The sequence below is a fragment of the uncultured Brevundimonas sp. genome (assembly GCF_937870815.1).
Lineage (GTDB): Bacteria > Pseudomonadota > Alphaproteobacteria > Caulobacterales > Caulobacteraceae > Brevundimonas.
The window spans coordinates 19,295-37,969 of record NZ_CALMZS010000209.1 but is presented as its reverse complement, the minus strand read 5'-3'; the positions used below and the strand labels follow the sequence as shown (position 1 = coordinate 37,969).

General features: G+C 68.4%; 16 protein-coding genes. 3 read left to right on the top strand and 13 right to left on the bottom strand.

What is annotated here, in order from left to right; all coding sequences use genetic code 11:
* Positions 1-1,095: CaiB/BaiF CoA-transferase family protein (locus tag Q0588_RS14210; protein ID WP_298747455.1), on the top strand; the 1,095-nt coding region annotated here is incomplete at its 5' end.
* A 307-nt stretch (positions 1,096-1,402) separates the two neighbouring features.
* On the opposite strand, the gene Q0588_RS14205 is transcribed toward Q0588_RS14210, so the two are convergent.
* From Q0588_RS14205 to Q0588_RS14150, 12 genes are all read right to left on the bottom strand, one after another.
* Positions 1,403-1,987 (bottom strand): hypothetical protein, encoded by a 585-nt coding sequence (locus Q0588_RS14205; protein WP_298747453.1) that lies wholly within the window; start codon positions 1,985-1,987, stop codon positions 1,403-1,405.
* Positions 1,988-2,005: 18 nt separating this feature from the next.
* On the bottom strand, positions 2,006-2,215 hold the full coding sequence (locus Q0588_RS14200) for a hypothetical protein (protein WP_298747451.1): 210 nt from the start codon (positions 2,213-2,215) through the stop codon (positions 2,006-2,008).
* A gap of 40 nt (positions 2,216-2,255) precedes the next feature.
* Positions 2,256-3,785 (bottom strand): 2-oxoglutarate dehydrogenase complex dihydrolipoyllysine-residue succinyltransferase, encoded by a 1,530-nt coding sequence (gene odhB, locus Q0588_RS14195; protein WP_298747448.1) that lies wholly within the window; start codon positions 3,783-3,785, stop codon positions 2,256-2,258.
* 21 nt (positions 3,786-3,806) lie between these two features.
* On the bottom strand, positions 3,807-4,118 hold the full coding sequence (locus tag Q0588_RS14190; protein ID WP_298747445.1) for a YciI family protein: 312 nt from the start codon (positions 4,116-4,118) through the stop codon (positions 3,807-3,809).
* A gap of 16 nt (positions 4,119-4,134) precedes the next feature.
* A complete protein-coding gene (locus tag Q0588_RS14185) occupies positions 4,135-7,125 on the bottom strand; it encodes a 2-oxoglutarate dehydrogenase E1 component (protein ID WP_298747442.1) in 2,991 nt (996 codons plus the stop codon).
* A 162-nt stretch (positions 7,126-7,287) separates the two neighbouring features.
* Complete coding sequence (gene sucD / locus Q0588_RS14180; RefSeq protein ID WP_298747439.1) at positions 7,288-8,190, bottom strand: succinate--CoA ligase subunit alpha; 903 nt, start codon at positions 8,188-8,190, stop codon at positions 7,288-7,290.
* A 12-nt stretch (positions 8,191-8,202) separates the two neighbouring features.
* Positions 8,203-8,628: a PIN domain-containing protein gene (locus Q0588_RS14175; RefSeq protein ID WP_298747436.1), complete on the bottom strand. Its 426-nt coding sequence runs from the start codon at positions 8,626-8,628 to the stop codon at positions 8,203-8,205.
* Entirely contained in the window at positions 8,612-8,869 is a 258-nt protein-coding gene (locus tag Q0588_RS14170) for a DUF6364 family protein (RefSeq protein ID WP_298747433.1), read from the bottom strand. The genes Q0588_RS14175 and Q0588_RS14170 overlap by 17 nt, the downstream gene beginning before the upstream one ends.
* Before the next feature lie 437 nt (positions 8,870-9,306).
* Positions 9,307-9,921 (bottom strand): hypothetical protein, encoded by a 615-nt coding sequence (locus tag Q0588_RS14165; protein ID WP_298747430.1) that lies wholly within the window; start codon positions 9,919-9,921, stop codon positions 9,307-9,309.
* A complete protein-coding gene (sucC, locus tag Q0588_RS14160; protein ID WP_298747429.1) occupies positions 9,921-11,111 on the bottom strand; it encodes an ADP-forming succinate--CoA ligase subunit beta in 1,191 nt (396 codons plus the stop codon). Before sucC ends, Q0588_RS14165 begins: the two co-directional genes overlap by 1 nt.
* Positions 11,112-11,391: 280 nt before the next feature.
* Positions 11,392-12,897 carry an MFS transporter gene (locus Q0588_RS14155; RefSeq protein WP_298747426.1) on the bottom strand — a complete coding sequence of 502 codons (1,506 nt, stop codon included), beginning with the start codon at positions 12,895-12,897 and terminating at the stop codon, positions 11,392-11,394.
* A gap of 133 nt (positions 12,898-13,030) precedes the next feature.
* On the bottom strand, positions 13,031-15,232 hold the full coding sequence (locus Q0588_RS14150; protein WP_298747423.1) for a TonB-dependent receptor: 2,202 nt from the start codon (positions 15,230-15,232) through the stop codon (positions 13,031-13,033).
* A 177-nt stretch (positions 15,233-15,409) separates the two neighbouring features.
* Between Q0588_RS14150 and Q0588_RS14145 the strand changes: the two genes are divergently transcribed.
* The gene (locus tag Q0588_RS14145) at positions 15,410-16,135 is read left to right on the top strand and encodes a TetR/AcrR family transcriptional regulator (RefSeq protein ID WP_298747420.1); all 726 of its coding nucleotides are present in this window, start codon (positions 15,410-15,412) and stop codon (positions 16,133-16,135) included.
* A gap of 38 nt (positions 16,136-16,173) precedes the next feature.
* Here Q0588_RS14145 and Q0588_RS14140 read toward each other — a convergent pair whose 3' ends face one another.
* Entirely contained in the window at positions 16,174-17,409 is a 1,236-nt protein-coding gene (locus Q0588_RS14140) for a YihY/virulence factor BrkB family protein (RefSeq protein ID WP_298747417.1), read from the bottom strand.
* An 82-nt stretch (positions 17,410-17,491) separates the two neighbouring features.
* Here Q0588_RS14140 and prmC point away from each other — a divergent pair, with 82 nt between their 5' ends.
* Positions 17,492-18,385, top strand: coding sequence for a peptide chain release factor N(5)-glutamine methyltransferase (gene prmC, locus Q0588_RS14135; RefSeq protein WP_298747414.1), 894 nt, complete (start codon positions 17,492-17,494; stop codon positions 18,383-18,385).
* Positions 18,386-18,675 lie beyond the last annotated feature (290 nt).

Below are 18,675 nucleotides of genomic sequence, written 5' to 3'. Positions count from 1 at the left end.
CTCGGGGCCGAGGTGATCAAGATCGAGCGGCCCGGCGTCGGCGACGACACCCGCCACTGGGGGCCGCCGTTCACGACCCGGGCCGACGGCTCCAGGGGCGATGCGGCCTATTTCCTGTGCGCCAACCGGGGCAAGAAGTCGGTCGAGCTCGACATCGCCACGCCCGAGGGGGCCGGGATCATCCGTGAACTGACGAATACCTGCGACGTCCTCGTCGAGAATTTCAGGACCGGCGGGCTGAACAAATACGGCCTCGACCACGCCGCCCTGGCGGCGATCAATCCGAGGCTGGTCTATTGCTCGATCACCGGCTTCGGCCAGGACGGACCGGACGCCCACCGCGCCGGCTACGACTATATGATCCAGGCCATGGGCGGGCTGATGTCGATCACCGGCCAGCCGGACGGCGCCCCCGGGGCCGAGCCGATGAAGGTCGGGGTCGCGGTGGTCGACCTGTTCACCGGCCTCTACGCCTCCAGCGCCATCCTCGCCGCCCTGCTGCATGCGCGGGCCACGGGCCGGGGCCAGCATATCGACATCGCCCTGTTCGACGTCCAGGCGGCCATGCTGGCCAATCAGGCGAGCAATTTCTTCGTCTCCGGCGGGGTCCCGACCCGGATGGGCAACGCCCACCCCAACCTCGCCCCCTACCAGCCCTTTCCGTGTACGGATGGTAGGGTGGTCATCGCGGTCGGCAATGACTCCCAGTTCCGCGCCCTGGCCCAGGCGCTCGGCGCGCCGGGCCTGGGGGCCGATCCCCGCTTCACGACCAACGCCCTGCGGATCGAACATCGCGCCGCCCTGACCGCCGAGCTGTCGGCCCTGACCGCCGGCCTGACCATGCACGGACTGATGGCGGCGCTTGAAGCCGCGGGCGTGCCCTGCGGCCCGGTCAACACCGTCGATCAGGTCTTCGCCGAGCCGCAGGCCAAGCACCGCGGGCTGGAGGTGACCCAGACGCGGGCCGACCTGCCCGCCCCGGTGCGGACCGTGGCCTCGCCGATCCGGCTGTCGGTGACGCCGGTCGCCTACGACCGGCCGCCGCCGGCGCTGGGCGCGGATACCGACGAGGTGTTGGGGACGCTCGGACGCTAGGCCAATCATAGGGCAGTGGCCGTGAGCAATATCCAAGCTGTAGCGTTGCACCCTTGTCATCCCGGACGCCGCGAAGCGGCGATCCGGGACGGCATGCGCCAATCGGCTTTGGCCTCCCGGAAATCGCGGCGCGATTGTCCGGGAGACAGGCAGCCGCGACGCTGCGTCTGAACCCGTCTCCCGGATAGCTGCTGACGCAGCTTCCGGGAGGAGCCGTCCATGCATTCAAGCGTCCCGGATCGCCGCTTCGCGGCGTCCGGGATGACAAGGCGTCCAGACCTTCGTCGAGTGTCGATTGAACCCCGCCTTAGGATCCTCTCCTGTCGAGCCATGCCATGATGTCAGGAACGATTCCCCCTGTTGTGAGGTCCCAAATCTCGACGAGCTGTCGCCCGTAGCCCCCAGGGCCCAAATGCAAACGGAAGGAAGATCGGCGCTTTGATCCGTCTTCAGGCTTTCCGCTGACCTCCAGTGTCAGGCAAGCGCCCGTTTCGCGATATCGAAAATCGGCCCCCGTGACTTCCCCGACGTAGAAGCGAGTGGTTTCATCGTGGTCGATGATCTGAAGCCTAACGGGTTGGCTGACGCGAAACTTCTTGGGAGGGCGATTGAGCTCCAGCCCCAGCTTGGACTTTATCAACTGCCCGAGAAACCACGCGATGTCGTCGAATCGTTCGCACCCATGAAGTCGGTCAATGCGATCAACACGAAAGGTTCGTGGCTCGCCAGTGAGTGAGTCAGGTCCTCTTACGAATTCGGGAGCATCGAAGGTCCAACCGTAGACGGTTTCCACGACGATATCGCGGGACAAGCTACGCCCATAGTCGATCCTGAGCGGAATGTTCAGTTGATCCGCGAGGATGTTGCCAAGATCGACATCAGGTTCAGCCACCCCGCTCCCTCGTCGTCGTCAAAGAGCACGATCTCGGCTGATCTCTGGGCGCGCAGCTTCCGCGTCCGTGTCGAGCGGCTCTAGGACTACTGCGTCACCTTCACGGCGAATGCGGACGGCTTCGCCTGAGAAGGCGAATTCCGCAGGGATCAGGACAATCTGCCCATCACCGTCGTCGATCACCTGGGTGGTCGTCTTCATGGCCGCGAGCATGGCGCGGATTTGCAAGCTCAGCAACATCCTCAGGAGGCCTGAACGGGATGGCCGTCTACAAATCCAGCAGCGCCCGCGCCGGGTCTTCCAGCAACTCCTTGATCCGCACCAGGAAGGTCACCGCCTCCTTGCCGTCGACGATGCGGTGGTCGTAGCTGAGGGCCAGGTACATCATCGGCCGGATCTTGACCTCGCCGTTCACCGCCATCGGCCGCTGGACGATGTTGTGCATGCCGAGGATGCCGGACTGCGGCGCGTTCAGGATCGGCGTCGACATCAGCGAGCCGTAGGTGCCGCCGTTGGTGATGGTGAAGGTGCCGCCCTGCAGCTGGTCGAGGGTCAGTTCGCCGTCGCGGGCCGCCTTGCCGAGGGCCGCGATGCCCTTTTCGATGCCCGCCAGCGACAGCTGGTCGGCGTCGCGCAGCACCGGCACCACCAGCCCCTTCTCGGTGCCGACGGCGATGCCGATGTCGTAGTGGTTCTTGTAGATGATGTCCGTGCCGTCGATCTCGGCGTTGACCGCCGGAATCTCGTGCAGGGCCTGCACCACGGCCCGGGTGAAGAAGCTCATGAAGCCCAGCTTGACGCCGTGACGCTTCTCGAACGCCTCCTTGTACTGGGCGCGCAGGGCCATGACGCTGGTCATGTCCACCTCGTTGAAGGTGGTCAGCTGGGCGGCGGTGTTCTGCGATTCCTTCAGACGGCGGGCGATGGTCTGGCGCAGTCGGGTCATCCGGACCCGCTCCTCGCGCGGCTGGTCGGCGCGCGGCGCGGCCGCGGCGGGGGCGGCGGCCGGGGCGGCCTTCGGCGCGGCCTCGATGGCGGCCAAGGCGTCGCCCTTGGTGATATTGCCCTTGGGCCCGGTCGCCTCGATCGCCTTCGGATCGAGGTTGTTCTCGCTGACCACTCGCTGCACCGCCGGCGACAGGTGCGGCTCGGCCTTCGAAGGCGCGGGAGCGGCGCTGGTGGCCGGGGCGGCTCCGGCGCCCGAGGCGGCGATGCGGCCGATCTGCTGGCCGGGGGTGACCGTCGCGCCCGCGTCGGCGTCGATGGTCAGCACGCCCGCGGCCGGGGCGGAGACCTCGACGGCCACCTTGTCGGTCTCGATCTCGACCAGCAGCTCGTCCTTGGCGACCGCATCGCCCGACTTCTTCAGCCAGGTCCCCATCGTGCCCTCGGCGACGCTCTCGCCCATGGCCGGGGTCATGATCGCGACGGAGCCGCCCGGGGCGGCGGCGGCGGGGGCCGGCTCAGCGGCGGGCGCGGCTTCGGCCTTCGGTGCGGGCCCGGCCCTGGCTTCAATCCTGGGCGCTTCGGCCTTCGGCGTCTCGGCCGCCGGCGCGGCGGCGGCGCCCTCGGTCACCACGCCGAGCACGGCGCCCGGCGTCACCGTCCCGCCGTCGGGGAATTTGATCTCGGCCAGCACGCCGTCGGCGGGCGACACCACCTCCAGCGAGACCTTGTCGGTCTCCAGCTCGACCAGCACCTCGTCCCTCCTGACGGCGTCGCCGGCCTTCTTCGTCCATTTGCCGATGGTGGCCTCGGTGACGGATTCGCCGAGGGCGGGGGTGAGGATGTCGGCCATGGGAGACTTTCGGACGGGGTTTCAGGCGTTGGTGGTCATGGCGCTGACGGCGCCGGGCATCTCGAACAGGTCATAGCCGAAACCGGCGCGAGCCTCGATAGCCGGATCGCCCTCGGCCAGACGGCGCGCCGCGGCCTCGTCCTCCGCCTGGATCACCGCCAGGCCCCAGAAGCCGGATGGATCGGCGACGGGTCCGAAAACAAGCGCCGCACCACTGGCCAGCCACTCGCTCCAGTAGGCGCCGTGCCGTTCCATGATGGCGCCTTCCGCCTCGGTGATGTCGCCGGGAAAGGTTTGGCGTGGAACGGTCAGCCGATAAAGCCAGGTCGACATGGGGTGTCCTCCGTATTCAGGCGAAGGCGTCGGTCAGGAAGGCGTCGAGTTCCTTCAGATGGCGGCTCATCAGGCCCGCGGCGGTCGAGGCCGAGGCCGGGCGGCCGACGTAACGGGCCCGTTTGGCCTTCACGTCCAGCCTGTCCAGCGTCAGCTCCAGCCACGGATCGACGAAGGTCCAGCCGCCCATGTTCTTCGGTTCTTCCTGGCACCAGACCAGTTCGGCGTTCGGGAAACGGGCCAGCTCGGTCATCAGCGACTTCATCGGCCACGGATAGAACTGCTCCAGCCGCATCAGATAGACGTCGTCGATCCCGTCCCGCTCGCGCCGGTCCAGCAGGTCGTAATAGACCTTGCCCGAGCACAGCACGACGCGGCGGATGTCCCTGTCGGCCCTGATCTTCACCCCGGCCACCTCGGGCCGGGTCTGGGCGTCGTCGTGCAGCACGCGGTGGAAGGACGAACCCTCGGCCATGTCGGCGATGGTCGACACCGCCTTCCTGTGCCGCAGCAGCGACTTGGGCGTCATGATGATCAGCGGCTTGCGGAACGGCCGGTGCATCTGGCGGCGCAGGATGTGGAAATAGTTGGCCGGGGTGGTGCAGTTGGCCACCTGGATGTTGTCCTCGGCGCACTGCTGCAGGAACCGCTCCAGACGCGCCGACGAATGCTCCGGCCCCTGGCCCTCATAGCCGTGCGGCAGCAGCATGGTCAGGCCGCACATGCGCAGCCATTTGCGCTCGCCCGAGGTGATGAACTGGTCGATCACCACCTGGGCCCCGTTGACGAAGTCGCCGAACTGGGCCTCCCACATCACCAGGGTGTTGGGGTCGGTCAGGGCGTAGCCGTATTCGAAGCCCAGCACCGCCTCTTCGGACAGGGCGGAGTCGATCACCTCGAACTCGGCCTGGCCCTCGCGCAGGTTGTTGAGCGGGACGTAGCGGGCCTCGGTGGTCTGGTCGACGATGCCCGAGTGGCGCTGGCTGAAGGTGCCGCGCACCGAGTCCTGGCCCGACAGGCGCACCGGAAAGCCCTCGTCGAGCAGGGAGGCGAAGGCCAGGCTCTCGGCCGTGGCCCAGTCGATGTTCTCGCCGCTCGTGATCATCTCGCGGCGGCCGTCCATGACGCGCTTCAGCGTCCTGTGCATGTCGACCTGGTTCGGGATGGTGGTCAGCCGGTGGCCGAGGTCGGCCAGCCGGGCCGCCGGCACCCAGGTGTCGCCGCGGCGCTCCTCGCCGTCGGGCTGGCCGATGCCCTGCCACTGGCCGTCCATCCAGTCGGCCTTCTGCGCCTCGAAGACCTTGCCCGCCTCGAACTCGGCCTCGAGGAAGGCCTCGAACCGGGCGATCTCGGCGTCGACCGCGGCCGGGTCGACCACGCCCTCGGCGATCAGCCGCTCGGCGTAGATCTCGCGCGTCGACGGCAGGGCGCGGATCTTCGAATACATCAGCGGCTGGGTGAAGGTCGGGTCGTCGCCCTCGTTGTGGCCGAAGCGGCGGTAGCAGAACATGTCCACCACCACGTCCTTGTGGAATTTCTGCCGGAATTCGGTGGCCACCTTGGCGGCGAACACCACCGCCTCCGGATCGTCGCCGTTGACGTGGAAGATCGGGGCCTGGACCATCAGGGCCACGTCGGACGGATAGGGGCTCGAGCGGCTGTTGCGCGGGCTGGTGGTGAAGCCGATCTGGTTGTTGATGACGAAATGCAGCGTCCCGCCGGTGCGGTAGCCCTTCAGCCCCATCAGGGCGAAACATTCGGCGACCACGCCCTGGCCGGCGAAGGCCGCGTCGCCGTGGATCAGCAGGGGCACGACCTTGGACCGGTCCAGCGCCCACCGCTCGGTCGGCTGGCCGGCGTTGGCCTCGCGGATGTCGAAGGCCTGTTTCGCCCGCGCCTTGCCGAGCACCACCGGATTGACGATCTCGAGGTGCGACGGGTTGGCGGTCAGCGACAGATGGACCCTGTTGCCGTCGAACTCGCGGTCCGACGACGCCCCCATGTGGTATTTGACGTCGCCCGAGCCCTCGATGTCGCTGGGCACGGTCGAGCCGCCCTGGAATTCATGGAAGATGGCGCGGTAGGGCTTGCCCATCACCGCCGCCAGGGTGTTGAGCCGCCCGCGGTGGGCCATGCCCAGCACGATCTCGTCGACGCCCAGGGCGCCGCCGCGCTTGATGATCTGCTCCAGCGCCGGGACCATGGCCTCGCCGCCGTCGAGGCCGAACCGCTTGGTGCCCGGGAAGCGCTTGTGCAGGAAGCGCTCGAAGCTCTCGGCCTCGATCAGCTTGTTGAGGATGGCCAGCTTGCCCTCGCGGGTGAAGGCGTTGCGCTCGAACGCGTCCGCGCCCTCGAAACGGGCCTGCAGCCAGGCCTTCTCCTCCGGCTCGGCGATGTGCATGAACTGGATGCCGATGTGGCCGCAGTAGGTCCGCCTGAGGATGGCCAGCACCTCGCGCAGGGTGCCCGTCTCCAGCCCCAGCACGCCGTCGAGGAAGATCGGCCGGTCGAGGTCGGCGTCCGAGAAGCCATGGAATTCCGGCGTCAGCTCGGGATTCTCGTTCGGCTGCTCGATGCCCAGCGGATCCAGCGTCGCCTGCAGGTGGCCGCGCACGCGATAGCTGCGGATCAGCATCAGGGCGCGGATCGAATCATGGGCGGCGGCGCGGATGGCCTCGGCGGACACCGGAGCCGCCGGCGCGGTCCCGGCGGACGCTCCGGCCGTCTTCGGATCAGGCCCGGGGGCGGGCCAGCGGCCGTCGAACACGGCCGCCTCCTCGGTCGGCTCCGACACCGGCGAGCGGCCCCAGCCGCCCGCGGCCCCGGCGGCCTTCACCGTCTCGGCCTTGTCGTGCAGCTGGTCGAAGAAGGCGCGCCATTCCACCGGCACCGAGGCCGGGTCGGCGGCCCATTTCTCGTGGAGGTCCTCGATGAACGAGGCGTTGGCGCCATACAGGAAGCTGGTCTCGGCAAAGACCTGGTTCAGCCGACCGGCATCGTCCGCCATGGTTCTCGTCGCGTCCCTTGGGGCGGCGCGCGCAGGTCCGCGTGCCGCCGGCGCCGCTGATATAGGCGCTGTTTCCTTATGGGTCATGACCGAATGGGGGCGAAAACTGAAAAAACCCCTCTCCCTTTGGGGGAGGGCGGGAGGGAGGGGGGGTCCGAACAATCAGCCCTTCAGCACCTCCACCAGGGTCGCGCCCAGCCGCGCCGGCGAGGGCGAGACGCGGATGCCGGCGGCCTCCATGGCGGCGATCTTGGACTCGGCGTCGCCCTTGCCGCCCGAGACCACGGCCCCGGCGTGGCCCATGGTCCGGCCCTTGGGCGCGGTGCGGCCGGCGATGAAGCCGACCATCGGCTTGCTGCGGCCCTTCCTGGCCTCGTCGATCAGGAACTGGGCCGCGTCCTCCTCGGCCCCGCCGCCGATCTCGCCGATCATGACGATCGACCGGGTCTCGTCGTCGGCCAGGAACAGCTCCAGCACGTCGATGAACTCCGTGCCCTTGACCGGGTCGCCGCCGATGCCGACCGCCGTGGTCTGGCCGAGGCCCTCGTTGGTGGTCTGGAACACCGCCTCATAGGTCAATGTGCCCGAGCGCGAGACGATGCCGACATGGCCCTTCTTGAAGATCGAGCCCGGCATGATGCCGATCTTGCACTCCTCCGGGGTCAGGACGCCCGGGCAGTTGGGGCCCAGCAGCCGCGACCTGGACCGGTCCAGCCGGGCCTTGACCCGCACCATGTCCAGCACCGGAATGCCCTCGGTGATGCAGGTGATGAACGGCACCTCGGCCTCGATGGCCTCGAGGATGGCGTCGGCGGCGCCGGCGGGCGGCACATAGATCACACTGGCGTCGGCGCCGGTGGCCGCCTTCGCCTCGGCGACGGTGGCGTAGATCGGCAGGGTCTCGCCCTCCGACCCGTGCCACAGTTCGCCGCCCTTGTTCGGGTGCACGCCGCCGACCATCCTGGTGCCGTAGTAGCGCAGCGCCTGTTCGGTGTGGAAGGTGCCGGTCTTGCCGGTCAGGCCCTGGACGATGACCCTGGTGTTCTTGTCGACGAGGATGGACATGACGCTCTTTTCTCAGGCGGGGAGGAAGGGATTTTCGACGCGGACCGACCCATAGGTCTGGCCGTGGTTCAGGTCTTCGGAATAGACGACGCGCGCGCCCAGCCGTTCGGCGGCGGCGATGATGGCGGCGTCCCAGTAGGAAATCCGGTAGCGCTGTGACAGGTCGATGCCCGCCCGGACGAGGGCGGGGTCGATCGGCTGGCAGGGCTTTTTCGCCAGCGTCCGAACCCATTTGGCCGCCGTCTCCGGCGTCAGTGGACGCGCGCCCTTCCGGATTGCAACCGAGTAAAACTCGGCCAGGACCTGCCCTGACGTGCCATAGTTGCCTTGCAGGATGATACGGCGGGCGATCTCGCGCTTTTCGGGCGCGACGCGGCCTCCCTGGGCCGCGTAGATCAGAATGTTGGTGTCGAGGAAGACTTCAGCGCCAGCGATCAAAGCGGGGCTCCCCGCTGTACGCATCTTCCCGGGTGGGGCGCCAGTCGCCCATGTCGCCTTCGGACTCGTCGATCAGCTTGAGCAATTCCTGGGTCGCCTCGTCATGCTCGACTTCCTGTTCCACGATCCGGGTCAGGAAACCGCGCACCATCTCATTGACGCTGGTCCGCTTCATGGCGGCCAGCACCCGGACCTTGTCGAGCAGGGCGTCGTCGATGGCGAGGGTCAGGTTGCGGGTCACGGAGCAAACCTACACGGGTTATGTGGAGCACACAACCCGTGTCAGAAGTGGGCGCAAGGCGATTCGAAATCGGTCGGACGCCTTGTCATCCCGGACGCCGCGAAGCGGTGATCCGGGACGCTTTAGCGCAAGAACTTCATCCTCCCGGAAGCTGCGTCAGCAGCTATCCGGGAGACGGGTCAGGACACAGCCTGACGGTCACCTGTCTCCCGGACAATCGCGCCGCGATTTCCGGGAGGTCCAGCCGCTGGGCGCACGCCGTCCCGGATCACCGCTTCGCGGCGTCCGGGATGACAACGCGCTACGACCGCCCGCCCTCAGCTTGCCGCATCAGGCCGCGCCAATACACAGGATGACAAGTGCAAAACGCCCACGGCCAGGCCCTGGACGATGACCTTGGTGTTCTTGTCGACGAGGATGGACATGTCCGGGCTCTGTTATTGTTGAGCGCTCGGCGCGGGGGTCTGAGGAAGGAGGAAAGTCACAGCAAGAGAACTAGCCGTGCCGGGGACATCTCGGCCCAAGTCGTCTCGCACATGTTGGACAGCGACAACGTTTTCGCGGTCGACGGTCCAGCGACGGGTATGACGCTCGCCTTCAGAGGGGTAGCTTCCGAGGGAGTTTTCCGCGACCTGAATTTCAGTGATCTGTTGGTCCAGATCGACGGTCCTCTGGTCAAAGTCCACCATACAGATCGCGCTGGCGGGAGCTTCGCGGAGCACCTCCGCAATGGGAGTGCGCCGACGTTGGCCGCGTAGGACCCGATCAAGTTGCTCGCCTGAAGCAGGAACTTCAACCCATTCGCGCTCTGCCTCAAACGATTCCAGCCGGATCGTCATCCCATCGGACGTGAAAGCGCTCACCGCATCGGCGTCCTCAAACATGGGCGTGAGCAAAGCAGGTTCCTGTGATGTCCACCCAGCTTTCTCGGCGTATCGGGCCAAGCGGGACGCGTCGCCCGCCGACGCCAAACAACCTTGCTGGAACGCCTGTAGTGCGGGCTCGCTGACGGTCTGTCCCGTCAGAAGCGCCGACAGCAGCGCCAGAATCATCACCCCACCGCCGCGACGATCTTCTGGGCCGCGTCGTCGAGGTCGTCGGCGGCGGTGATGGCCAGGCCCGACTCATTGAGGATGCGCTTGCCCTCGGTGACGTTGGTGCCTTCGAGGCGCACGACCAGCGGCACCTTCAGCCCGACTTCCTTGACCGCCGCCACCACCCCCTCGGCGATGACGTCGCAGCGCATGATGCCGCCGAAGATGTTGACCAGGATGCCCTTCACCGCCGGATCGGCGGTGATGATCTTGAAGGCCGCCGCGACCTTTTCCTTGGAGGCGCCGCCGCCGACGTCGCAGAAATTGGCCGGCTCGGCGCCGTACAGCTTGATGATGTCCATCGTCGCCATGGCCAGGCCGGCGCCGTTGACCATGCAGCCGATGTCGCCGTCCAGCGCCACATAGGCGAGGTCCCACTGCGAGGCCTCGATCTCCTTGGCGTCCTCCTCGGTCTCGTCGCGCAGCGCCCTGATGTCCTCGTGGCGGAACAGGGCGTTGCCGTCGAAGCTGACCTTGGCGTCCAGCACCCGCAGCCGGCCGTCCTTCATGACGATCAGCGGATTGATCTCCAGCATCGACATGTCCTTGTCGACGAAGGCCCGGTACAGGGTCGGGAACAGGGTCTCGCCGTCCTCGGCCGCCGCGCCGTCCAGCTTCAGGGCCGTGTTGATCTTCGCCACGTCGGCGGTGGTGACGCCCGTTTCCGGGTCGATGACGATGGTCTGGATCTTCTCCGGCGTGTCGTGGGCGACGGCCTCGATGTCCATGCCGCCCTCGGTCGAGACCACGAAGGCGATGCGGCCGTACTGGCGGTCGACCAGCAGCGAGCAGTACAGTTCCCGCTCGATGTCGGCGCCGTCCTCGATATAGAGGCGGTTGACCTGTTTGCCGGCCGGGCCGGTCTGGGCGGTGACCAGCGTATTGCCCAGCATCTCGCGGGCGTTGGCGACAACCTCCTCGATCGAGCGGGCCAGGCGGACGCCGCCCTTGGCGTCGGGGCCCAGTTCCTTGAACCTGCCCTTGCCGCGTCCGCCCGCGTGGATCTGCGACTTCACCACATACAGGGGCCCGGGCAGTTGGCGGGCGGCGGCCTCGGCCTGGTCGGCGCGGGTGATGGCGACGCCCTCGGCGACCGGTGCGCCGAAGCCCTTCAGGACCTGTTTGGCCTGGTATTCGTGGATGTTCATGGAGAGGCGCCGCCGATGGGGGAGGAAGGTCGGGGCGCTTATAGGCGGGCGGTCCGGAGCGGCGCAACCGTGCGGGCTACTCTGAGACAGTGCTGGTTCATCACAAAGGACACCAGGGGCACGAAGGACACCAGGAGACCGAGCGCGAGGCGCCGCAGGCATTATTTCTGCCTTGCCAGAGAAAAGGCGCTGCGCGCGGCCAGGCGCACAGGCCCCTTCGTGTCCATTGTGCCTTCTTGGTGTCCTTTGTGACGAACCAGCCGGCCCCAAAAACAGACCCTCAGTCCACCCAGTCCCGCTTCAGCGTCCTCGACGCCCCGATCAGCAGCAGGGCGGCCAGCAGGTAGAAGCCCATGCCGGTGTAGATCGCCCAGCGCAGGCTCTCGTCGCCGAAGCGCGGGGCCAGCAGGTCGCTCATCCAGCCGAAATAGTAGAAGCCGACGGCGATCCCGAGCAGGTTGTTGATCAGCAGGAACAGGGCCGAGGCGGTCGAGCGCATCGGGGCCGGGACCAGATGCTGGATCGAGGCGGTGACCGGTCCCAGCCAGGCCAGGTTCAGGCCGGTCGGGATCAGGAAGATCAGGAAGGCGACGACCAGCTGCTGGGCGTTGGTGCCGCCGCCGGGGAGGATCAGGCCGATCAGCCACGGCGAGTTCATCGCCAGGATGAACATCGGGGCCGAGATCAGGAAGGCGATGGCCGGGGTCAGCGGATAGGCCCCCTTGCCGTGTTTCGACAGCCGGTCGGCGACGGCCCCGCCCAGCCAGATGCCGAGCAGGCCGCCGATCAGGGCGATGCCGGCGTAGTACCAGCTGGTCTGCGACAGGGTCAGGCCGAAGCTGCGCATGAAGAACAGCGGCAGCCAGCCGGCGACGCCATAGCCGCACACCGAGGACGAGGCCGCGCCCAGCGCCAGCAGCCAGAAGCTCTTCTTCGGGATCACCGCCGAGGCGGTGCGCCCCGCGATCATCAGCGACACGCCGATGACCAGGGCCAACAGGCCGCCGAAGCCGAACAGCAGCGGATTGCCGTGGGCTAGGCCGGCGAAATGGATCAGACCGGCCAGGGCCAGCGCGCCCGCGCCGATCCCGAGCATGATGAGCGCCGCGATCCGGCCGGCGTTTCCCGAGCCCGCCACGGGGGTTGCGGCGATAACGGCCAGCCCGGCCTCGGTCTTGACCGTATCGGTCCCGCCTCGCCCGGGATTGCGCACTGTCAGCAGGAGAATCGGGGCGAGCAGGAGGCCGGTCAGGCCGACGGCGATGAAGGCGGTGCGCCAGCCGTAGGTCGCGGCCAGCAGCCCGCCGACCAGGGTCCCCGCCGCCGTGCCCAGCGGAATGCCGAAGGCGAAGGCGGCCAGGGCGCGCGCCCGTTGGCCGGGCGGGAAATAGTCGGCGATCAGCGAATAGGCCGGGGCCACCCCGCCGGCCTCGCCGACGCCGACGCCCATCCGGAACAGGAACAGCTGGGTGAAGGACGTCGCCGCGCCGCACAGGGCGGTGAAGCCGCTCCACACCGCCAGCGCCCCGGTCATGATCCAGACGCGGCTGAAGCGGTCGGCCAGCCACGCCAGCGGAATGGCCAGGGTCGAATAGACGCTGGCGAAGGCGATGCCGCCGAGCAGGCCGAACTGACTGTCCGACAGGCCGAACTCGGCCTTCAGCGGGGCCGCCAGGATGCCGATGATCTGCCGGTCGAGGAAGTTCAGCGTATAGACCAGCACCAGCACCGCCAGCACATAGTAGCGGTAGCCGGGACGGACGGGCGCGGCGGCCGTGGCGGTCATGGCGTTTCCCTTGGTCCTGTTCGTCGGCGGAACGGTAGCGGCGCTTTTCGGCTGCGCCAGAGAAAAAGGGCGGCGGCCCGGATGAACCGCCGCCCCCGATCAGAGGCGACCCGGCTTCAGCAGTCGTTGCGGCTCAGAACTTGACCTGCAGCGAGGCGGTCACGGTCCGGGGCGGGCCGTAGAATCCGATGATCGAATTGTCGAAGAAGGCGCCCGGGAAGTTGTAGCCGCCGACGCGATACGTCTCGTCGGTCAGGTTCTTGCCGTGCAGGCCGAGGGTGTAGCGGTCGGTCGGGTCGGTCCAGACCACCGACAGGTCGACCAGGGAATAGGCCTGCTGGTCGAGGATCGGATTCGGGAACTCGAACATGCTGGAGTCGCCGCGGTACGAGACCGACGGCGTCACCGCCAGCTCGCCGCCGGCCACGTCGCCGCGCCAGGTCAGGCCGAAATAGCCCGTCCATTCCGGCGCGTTCTGCAGCACCACCAGGTCCGAGATGTCCTCGTAGGCGGCGGTGGCCAGGTTGTAGCGGATGAACTCGTCGAACCCGGCCTCCAGATAGCCGACGGCGAGGTTGGCGGTGAGGTTGTCCGTCAGGACCAGCGACCCCTCGAACTCGGCCCCCGACAGGGTCGACTGGCCGACGTTGTCGACGAAGCTGGCGATGCCGGCCCCGGCCGGAACCTGGGTGGTGACCTGCTGGTCCTGGTATTCGTTGTAGAAGACCGAGGCGGCGAAGGTCAGGCGGTCGAGGGCGCCCTTGAGGCCGATCTCCCAGGAATCGACCGTTTCCGGGTCATAGCCGTCGACGGTGTCCGGGGTCAGGATGGCGTCGCCGCGCATGTCGAAGCCGCCCGACTTGAAGCCCTGCGAATAGGAGGCGTAGGTCGTCACATCATCGCTCAGGTCGAACGACAGGGCGACGCGCGGCGTGAACTGGCTGAAATCCTTCTCGTTGGTGTAATCGGTCCGCACCAGCGTCGGCGCGCGGGGCGCGCCGCCGAGCAGCGGGCTGCGGGTGGCCCCGGCGTAGTTGGCGCGGAACACCGTTCCCTGCTTGTCGTCCAGCGTATAGCGGACGCCGAGCCCGAGGTGCAGGCGTTCGGTCAGGTCGAGGTTGACGTCGGCGAAGCCGGCCCAGCTCTCCGTGTCCACCGAGCCGGCGGTGCCGATGACGAAGCCCGCGGCGCCCAGGATGGTGTCGAAAGCCCCTTCCGCGTGGCCGTCCAGATAGAAGAAGCCGGCCACGCCCTGGATCCGGTCGTAGTCGAACAGGAACTGGAATTCCTGGGTCAGCTGGTCGTCGGCGTAATAGGCCGGGATGTCCAGGGTCGGGGCCGGGGTGTTGTCGAAATCGATGACCGTGTCGGTCTCGCCCTCGCGCCAGGCCGTGATCGACTTGAACGTCCAGTGGTCGTTCAGGTCCAGCTGAAGGGTCGCCGAGGCGCCCTGGGTCATCACCGAATTGTCGTCGCCGATGCCGGCGTTGGTGTCATAGACGCCAGGCAGGACGGCGCCGGCCGGCGTCGCGCCCGCCACTTCGCGGTGGCCGTGGCGGGGATTGGAATCGTCCTCGACCCGGTCGTAGGCCAGGCGGATCGACATGTCGTCGCGCGGCTCCCACTCGGCGCTCAGGCGGCCGGCCAGCACGTCCTTGTCGTAGTGTTCGGCCCCGGTGTTCAGGTTCTGGCCGAAGCCGTCGCGCTGATAGCTGGCGACGGCGCCGCCGACGCGGAAATTGTCGGCCAGCGGCACGCTGCCCGAGGCCAGCAGGTCGATCTGGTTGTAGCTGCCATAGGCCCCGCGCAGGGTCAGCTCCGGATCCTGCGACAGGCGCGAGGTGACGTATTTGATCGCCCCGCCGACGGTGTTGCGGCCGTACAGCGAGCCCTGCGGCCCGCGCAGCACCTCGATGCGTTCGATGTCGAAGATGTCGAGCACGGCGCCCTGCGGGCGGGCCACATAGACGTCGTCGATATACAGGCCGACGCCGGGCTCGAAGCCCCACAGCGGATCCTGCTGGCCGACGCCGCGGATGAAGGAGATCAGCGTCGAGTTGGAGCCGCGGGCCACCTGCACGGTCGCGTTGGGGGTCTGCTGCTGCAGGGCGGTGATGTCCGTGGCCCCGGTCTCCTCGAGGCGTTCGGCGCCGAGGGCCGAGACCGAGATCGGCACGTCCTTGAGCGCCTCGTCGCGGCGCCGGGCGGTGACGATGACGTCGCCGACGTCGGCGGCCTCCGCGGTCGGGGGCGGCGCGTCCTGGGCCGCGGCCATGGTCGCAAGCGCGCTCCAGGCGGCGCCCGCCAGCAAGGCGGTCTTGATATAGCGGTTCATGCGAAGCCCCATTCCAGTGGTTTCCAGCCCGAGACGCTTTTATTCAGCGTTCAATGATTTTCAGGAACCGTAATCTTTTTCCCCCGCCTGTCAAACGGCGCCGCTTGCCGGACGGCGGGCCCCGCCGGACTGTGGCGCCGTTGCCATGACCGGCTGACCGAGCCTAGCTTCGCCGCCATGACCAAGCTCGACGCGCCCGCTCCCGAGTCCGCCAGCGCCCCCGCCCGGCGCGGCCGCCCGTCGAAGGCCAGGGCCCAGGGCAACGGCGACACCCGGGAAGGCATCCTCGACGCCGCCGAGGACCTGTTCTCCAAACACGGCTTCTACGGCGTCACCATCCGCGAGGTGGCGCGCGAGGCCGGCGTCGACACCGCCCTGGTCCACTACTATTTCGGCGCCAAGCGGGGCCTGTTCGACGCCGTCTTCCTGCGCCGGGCCGAGGTCTGGAACAATGAGCGCGTCGATGCGGTCAACCGCTACGCCCGCGACCCCGGTCCCGGCGGCATGACCCTGGAGGGACTGTTCGAGGCCTTCCTGCGGCCGCCCTTCCAGTGGTCGCTGAAGGGCGGCCCCGGGTGGAAGCACTACGCCGCCCTGGTGGCCCAGACCAACGCCAATCCGACCTTCGGCGGCGAGACCATGGCCCGCTATTTCGACCCCGCCATCCGCCGCCTGATCGAACTGATCAAGCAGATCATGCCGGAGGCCCGCGAGGTCGATCTCTACTGGGCCTACCATAACCTGTCGGGGGCCCTGACCCTGACCCTGGGCGAGACCGGCCGGCTCGACCGCCTGTCGGGCGGCCTGTGCCGCTCCGGCGACCTCGAGGCCGCCTGCGACTACATGATCCGCTTCGCCGCGGCCGGCTTCCGCGCCGTCTGCGCGCCGGGGCCGGACCGATGAAGCCGGCGCCGTCGCGAGGCGCGGCCGGGGCGTGAGCCTCAGAGCCTTCGGATGCGCCGCCGCAGCAGCCGGTCCGACAGGGCCTCGGCGTGTTTGAGGGTGAAGGCGAGGGCGGCCGGGCTGCCCCGCCGCGGCCCGACCGTATCGGCCACCACCGCGCCGCGCTCGCCCAGACCGGCCGGTGCGCCGGTGGTGGTGTCGATGGCCGTCTGGTGCTCGATCTCGGCGTTCAGCTCGGCCCCCATCAGGATGATCTGCACGCTCAGCCAGGTCCACAGCAGGAAGCCCATCATCGCCGCCAGCGGGCCGTAGGAGTCGACCTTGACGAAGGCCTGCAGATACCAGCTGAAGCCCAGCGACAGGATCACGCTCAGCACCGAGGCGAACAGGGCTCCGGGCGTCAGCCAGCGCCATTGCGCCCGCGCCCGGCAGGGGCCGAGGCGGTACACCAGGGTCAGCGAGGTGATGTAGACCAGCAGCAGCAGCGGCCAGCGCAGCGGGGCCAGATAGGCCCACTCGTCGGCCAGTCCGAAATAGCCCAGCACCAGGGGCACGCCCATGACCATGGCCGCCGCCACCAGGATGGCGGCGAGGCCGCTGACGGTGAAGGCCATGCACAGCAGGTTGTAGGTCAGGAAATTGCGCCGCTCGACCTCGTGATAGGCGATGTTCAGGCCGTAGAAGAGCACCTTGATCGCCCCGTTGGCGGTCCACAGCGACAGGCCCAGCGTCCACGCCAGGGTGAAGGTCAGCTGGGTGTTCGAATTCTCGGCCAGCCGCTGCATCTGGCCGGCGAGGAATTCGGCCACCCCGGTCGGCATCACCGAATACAGGAAATACAGCCGGGCGACGGCGTCGCTGGGGTCGGAGAACAGGCCATAGATGGTCACGAAGGCCGCCAGGGTCGGGAACAGCGACAGCACCACGAAGAAGGTCACCCCGCCGGCGATGAAGCCGACGCGGTCGCCGAAATAGGAGGCGCCGACCCGCCAGAAGATGTCGACCCAGCCCTTGTGCGGAATATGCTCCGGGCGCCGGGCCAGCCGCCCGCGGCCCGGCTCCCGGGCTTCGAAATCCTCGGGAACCGGCGGGCGCGGCGGCGGCGGCGAGGGCCGCGGCGGGCGCAGCTCGACCCCGTATCTGTGCCCGTGGCGATAGAGCAGGTGCGCCGCCCCGGCCCCGGCCGCGAGCCCGCCCGCCGCCGCCGCGATCACGCCCCACAGCCCGGGGCCGCCGCCCCGTCCGACCGGGTCTCGCCGTGCCTGTTCCTGCATTCGGGGCAGAACGGCTCCGTTTCCATGCCGTTCCGGCGCCGCGCCGCTTGATCTGGGCGCGGTCCCGCGCCAAGCCGTCGGCATGACCGACGCCGCCGCTCCCCGGACCCTGCTGACCGCCTGGAAGGCCGCCGCCGCCGCGCTCAAGGCCGGCCGCATCGACAGTCCCTCGATCGACGCCCGGCTGCTGCTCGAGGTCGCGGCCGGCTGCTCGCGCACCGACATCCTGACCGACCCCTACCGGGCGATGACCTCCGGCCAGCAGGACATGCTCGACGGCTTCGTCGAGCGCCGCCTGCGCCGCGAGCCGGTGTCGCGCATTCTCGGCAAGAAGGGGTTCTGGAAGATCATGCTGACCGTCACCCCCGACGTGCTCAGCCCCCGCCCCGACACCGAGGCCATCCTCGACGTCGTCCTGCTGGCCTGTCCTCCCGACCGGGCCTTCGAGATGATCGACCTCGGCACCGGCTCCGGCGCCATCCTGCTGGCGACCCTGGCCGAGCGGGCCGGCGCGCGCGGCGTCGGCACCGACGTCTCTTCCGAGGCCCTGGCGGTGGCGAAGGAGAACGCCGCCAACCTCGAGCTCGACAACCGCGCCACCTTCCTGCGCACCGAATGGGCCGCCGGCTTCGCCGACCACAGCTTCGACGTCGTGGTCTCCAACCCGCCCTACATCCCCTCCGGCGACATCGCCGGCCTCGACCCCGAGGTCCGCGACCATGATCCGCACCTGGCCCTCGACGGCGGCCCCGACGGCCTGCAGGCCTATCGCGAACTGGCCCCCGAGATCCGCCGCATCCTGCGCCCCGGCGGCCTGTTCGCCGTCGAGATCGGCTGGGACCAGGGTCCGCAGGTCAGGGCCCTGTTCGAGGCGGCGGGCTTCGACAGGGTCATCGTGGTCAAGGACCTGTCGGATCGCGACCGCGTCGTCACCAACGGCCCCGACCCGCGCACCAGTCCGGTTCCGAAGATGTGAGTATCCTCCCCCGCCGGGGGAGGACCGCTGACTCAACAAAGCCCTTGGAAACCGCCCCCGCACAGGCTAAGTCTCCCCCTGTCTCCCACCCAAACGCACGCCTTGGACCGCCTCAGGCCCATTCCCGCGCGCCCAGGGCAACTGACGGTCGGGCCCGCGGGCCCGGCGGACCAGGGGGCGGCGACGGATTTCCGATCACATCGTCAGCGGGGATCGGCCCCGAGCGAAGCGGAACGACGAAACGGACGGCGACAGGCTGCATCTCGCAGGCCCGCCCGTCCCCTCACAAA

Bases quoted from the DNA above. Each gene is read 5' to 3' on its own strand.
- odhB (WP_298747448.1), bottom strand. From the start codon at position 3,785: ATGGCCGACATCCTCACCCCCGCCCTCGGCGAATCCGTCACCGAGGCC.
- Q0588_RS14190 (WP_298747445.1), bottom strand. From the start codon at position 4,118: ATGTCGACCTGGCTTTATCGGCTGACCGTTCCACGCCAAACCTTTCCC.
- Q0588_RS14185 (WP_298747442.1), bottom strand. From the start codon at position 7,125: ATGGCGGACGATGCCGGTCGGCTGAACCAGGTCTTTGCCGAGACCAGC.
- sucD (WP_298747439.1), bottom strand. From the start codon at position 8,190: ATGTCCATCCTCGTCGACAAGAACACCAGGGTCATCGTCCAGGGCCTG.
- Q0588_RS14165 (WP_298747430.1), bottom strand. From the start codon at position 9,921: ATGATTCTGGCGCTGCTGTCGGCGCTTCTGACGGGACAGACCGTCAGC.
- sucC (WP_298747429.1), bottom strand. From the start codon at position 11,111: ATGAACATCCACGAATACCAGGCCAAACAGGTCCTGAAGGGCTTCGGC.
- Q0588_RS14155 (WP_298747426.1), bottom strand. From the start codon at position 12,897: ATGACCGCCACGGCCGCCGCGCCCGTCCGTCCCGGCTACCGCTACTAT.
- Q0588_RS14150 (WP_298747423.1), bottom strand. From the start codon at position 15,232: ATGAACCGCTATATCAAGACCGCCTTGCTGGCGGGCGCCGCCTGGAGC.
- Q0588_RS14145 (WP_298747420.1), top strand. From the start codon at position 15,410: ATGACCAAGCTCGACGCGCCCGCTCCCGAGTCCGCCAGCGCCCCCGCC.
- Q0588_RS14140 (WP_298747417.1), bottom strand. From the start codon at position 17,409: ATGCAGGAACAGGCACGGCGAGACCCGGTCGGACGGGGCGGCGGCCCC.
- prmC (WP_298747414.1), top strand. From the start codon at position 17,492: ATGACCGACGCCGCCGCTCCCCGGACCCTGCTGACCGCCTGGAAGGCC.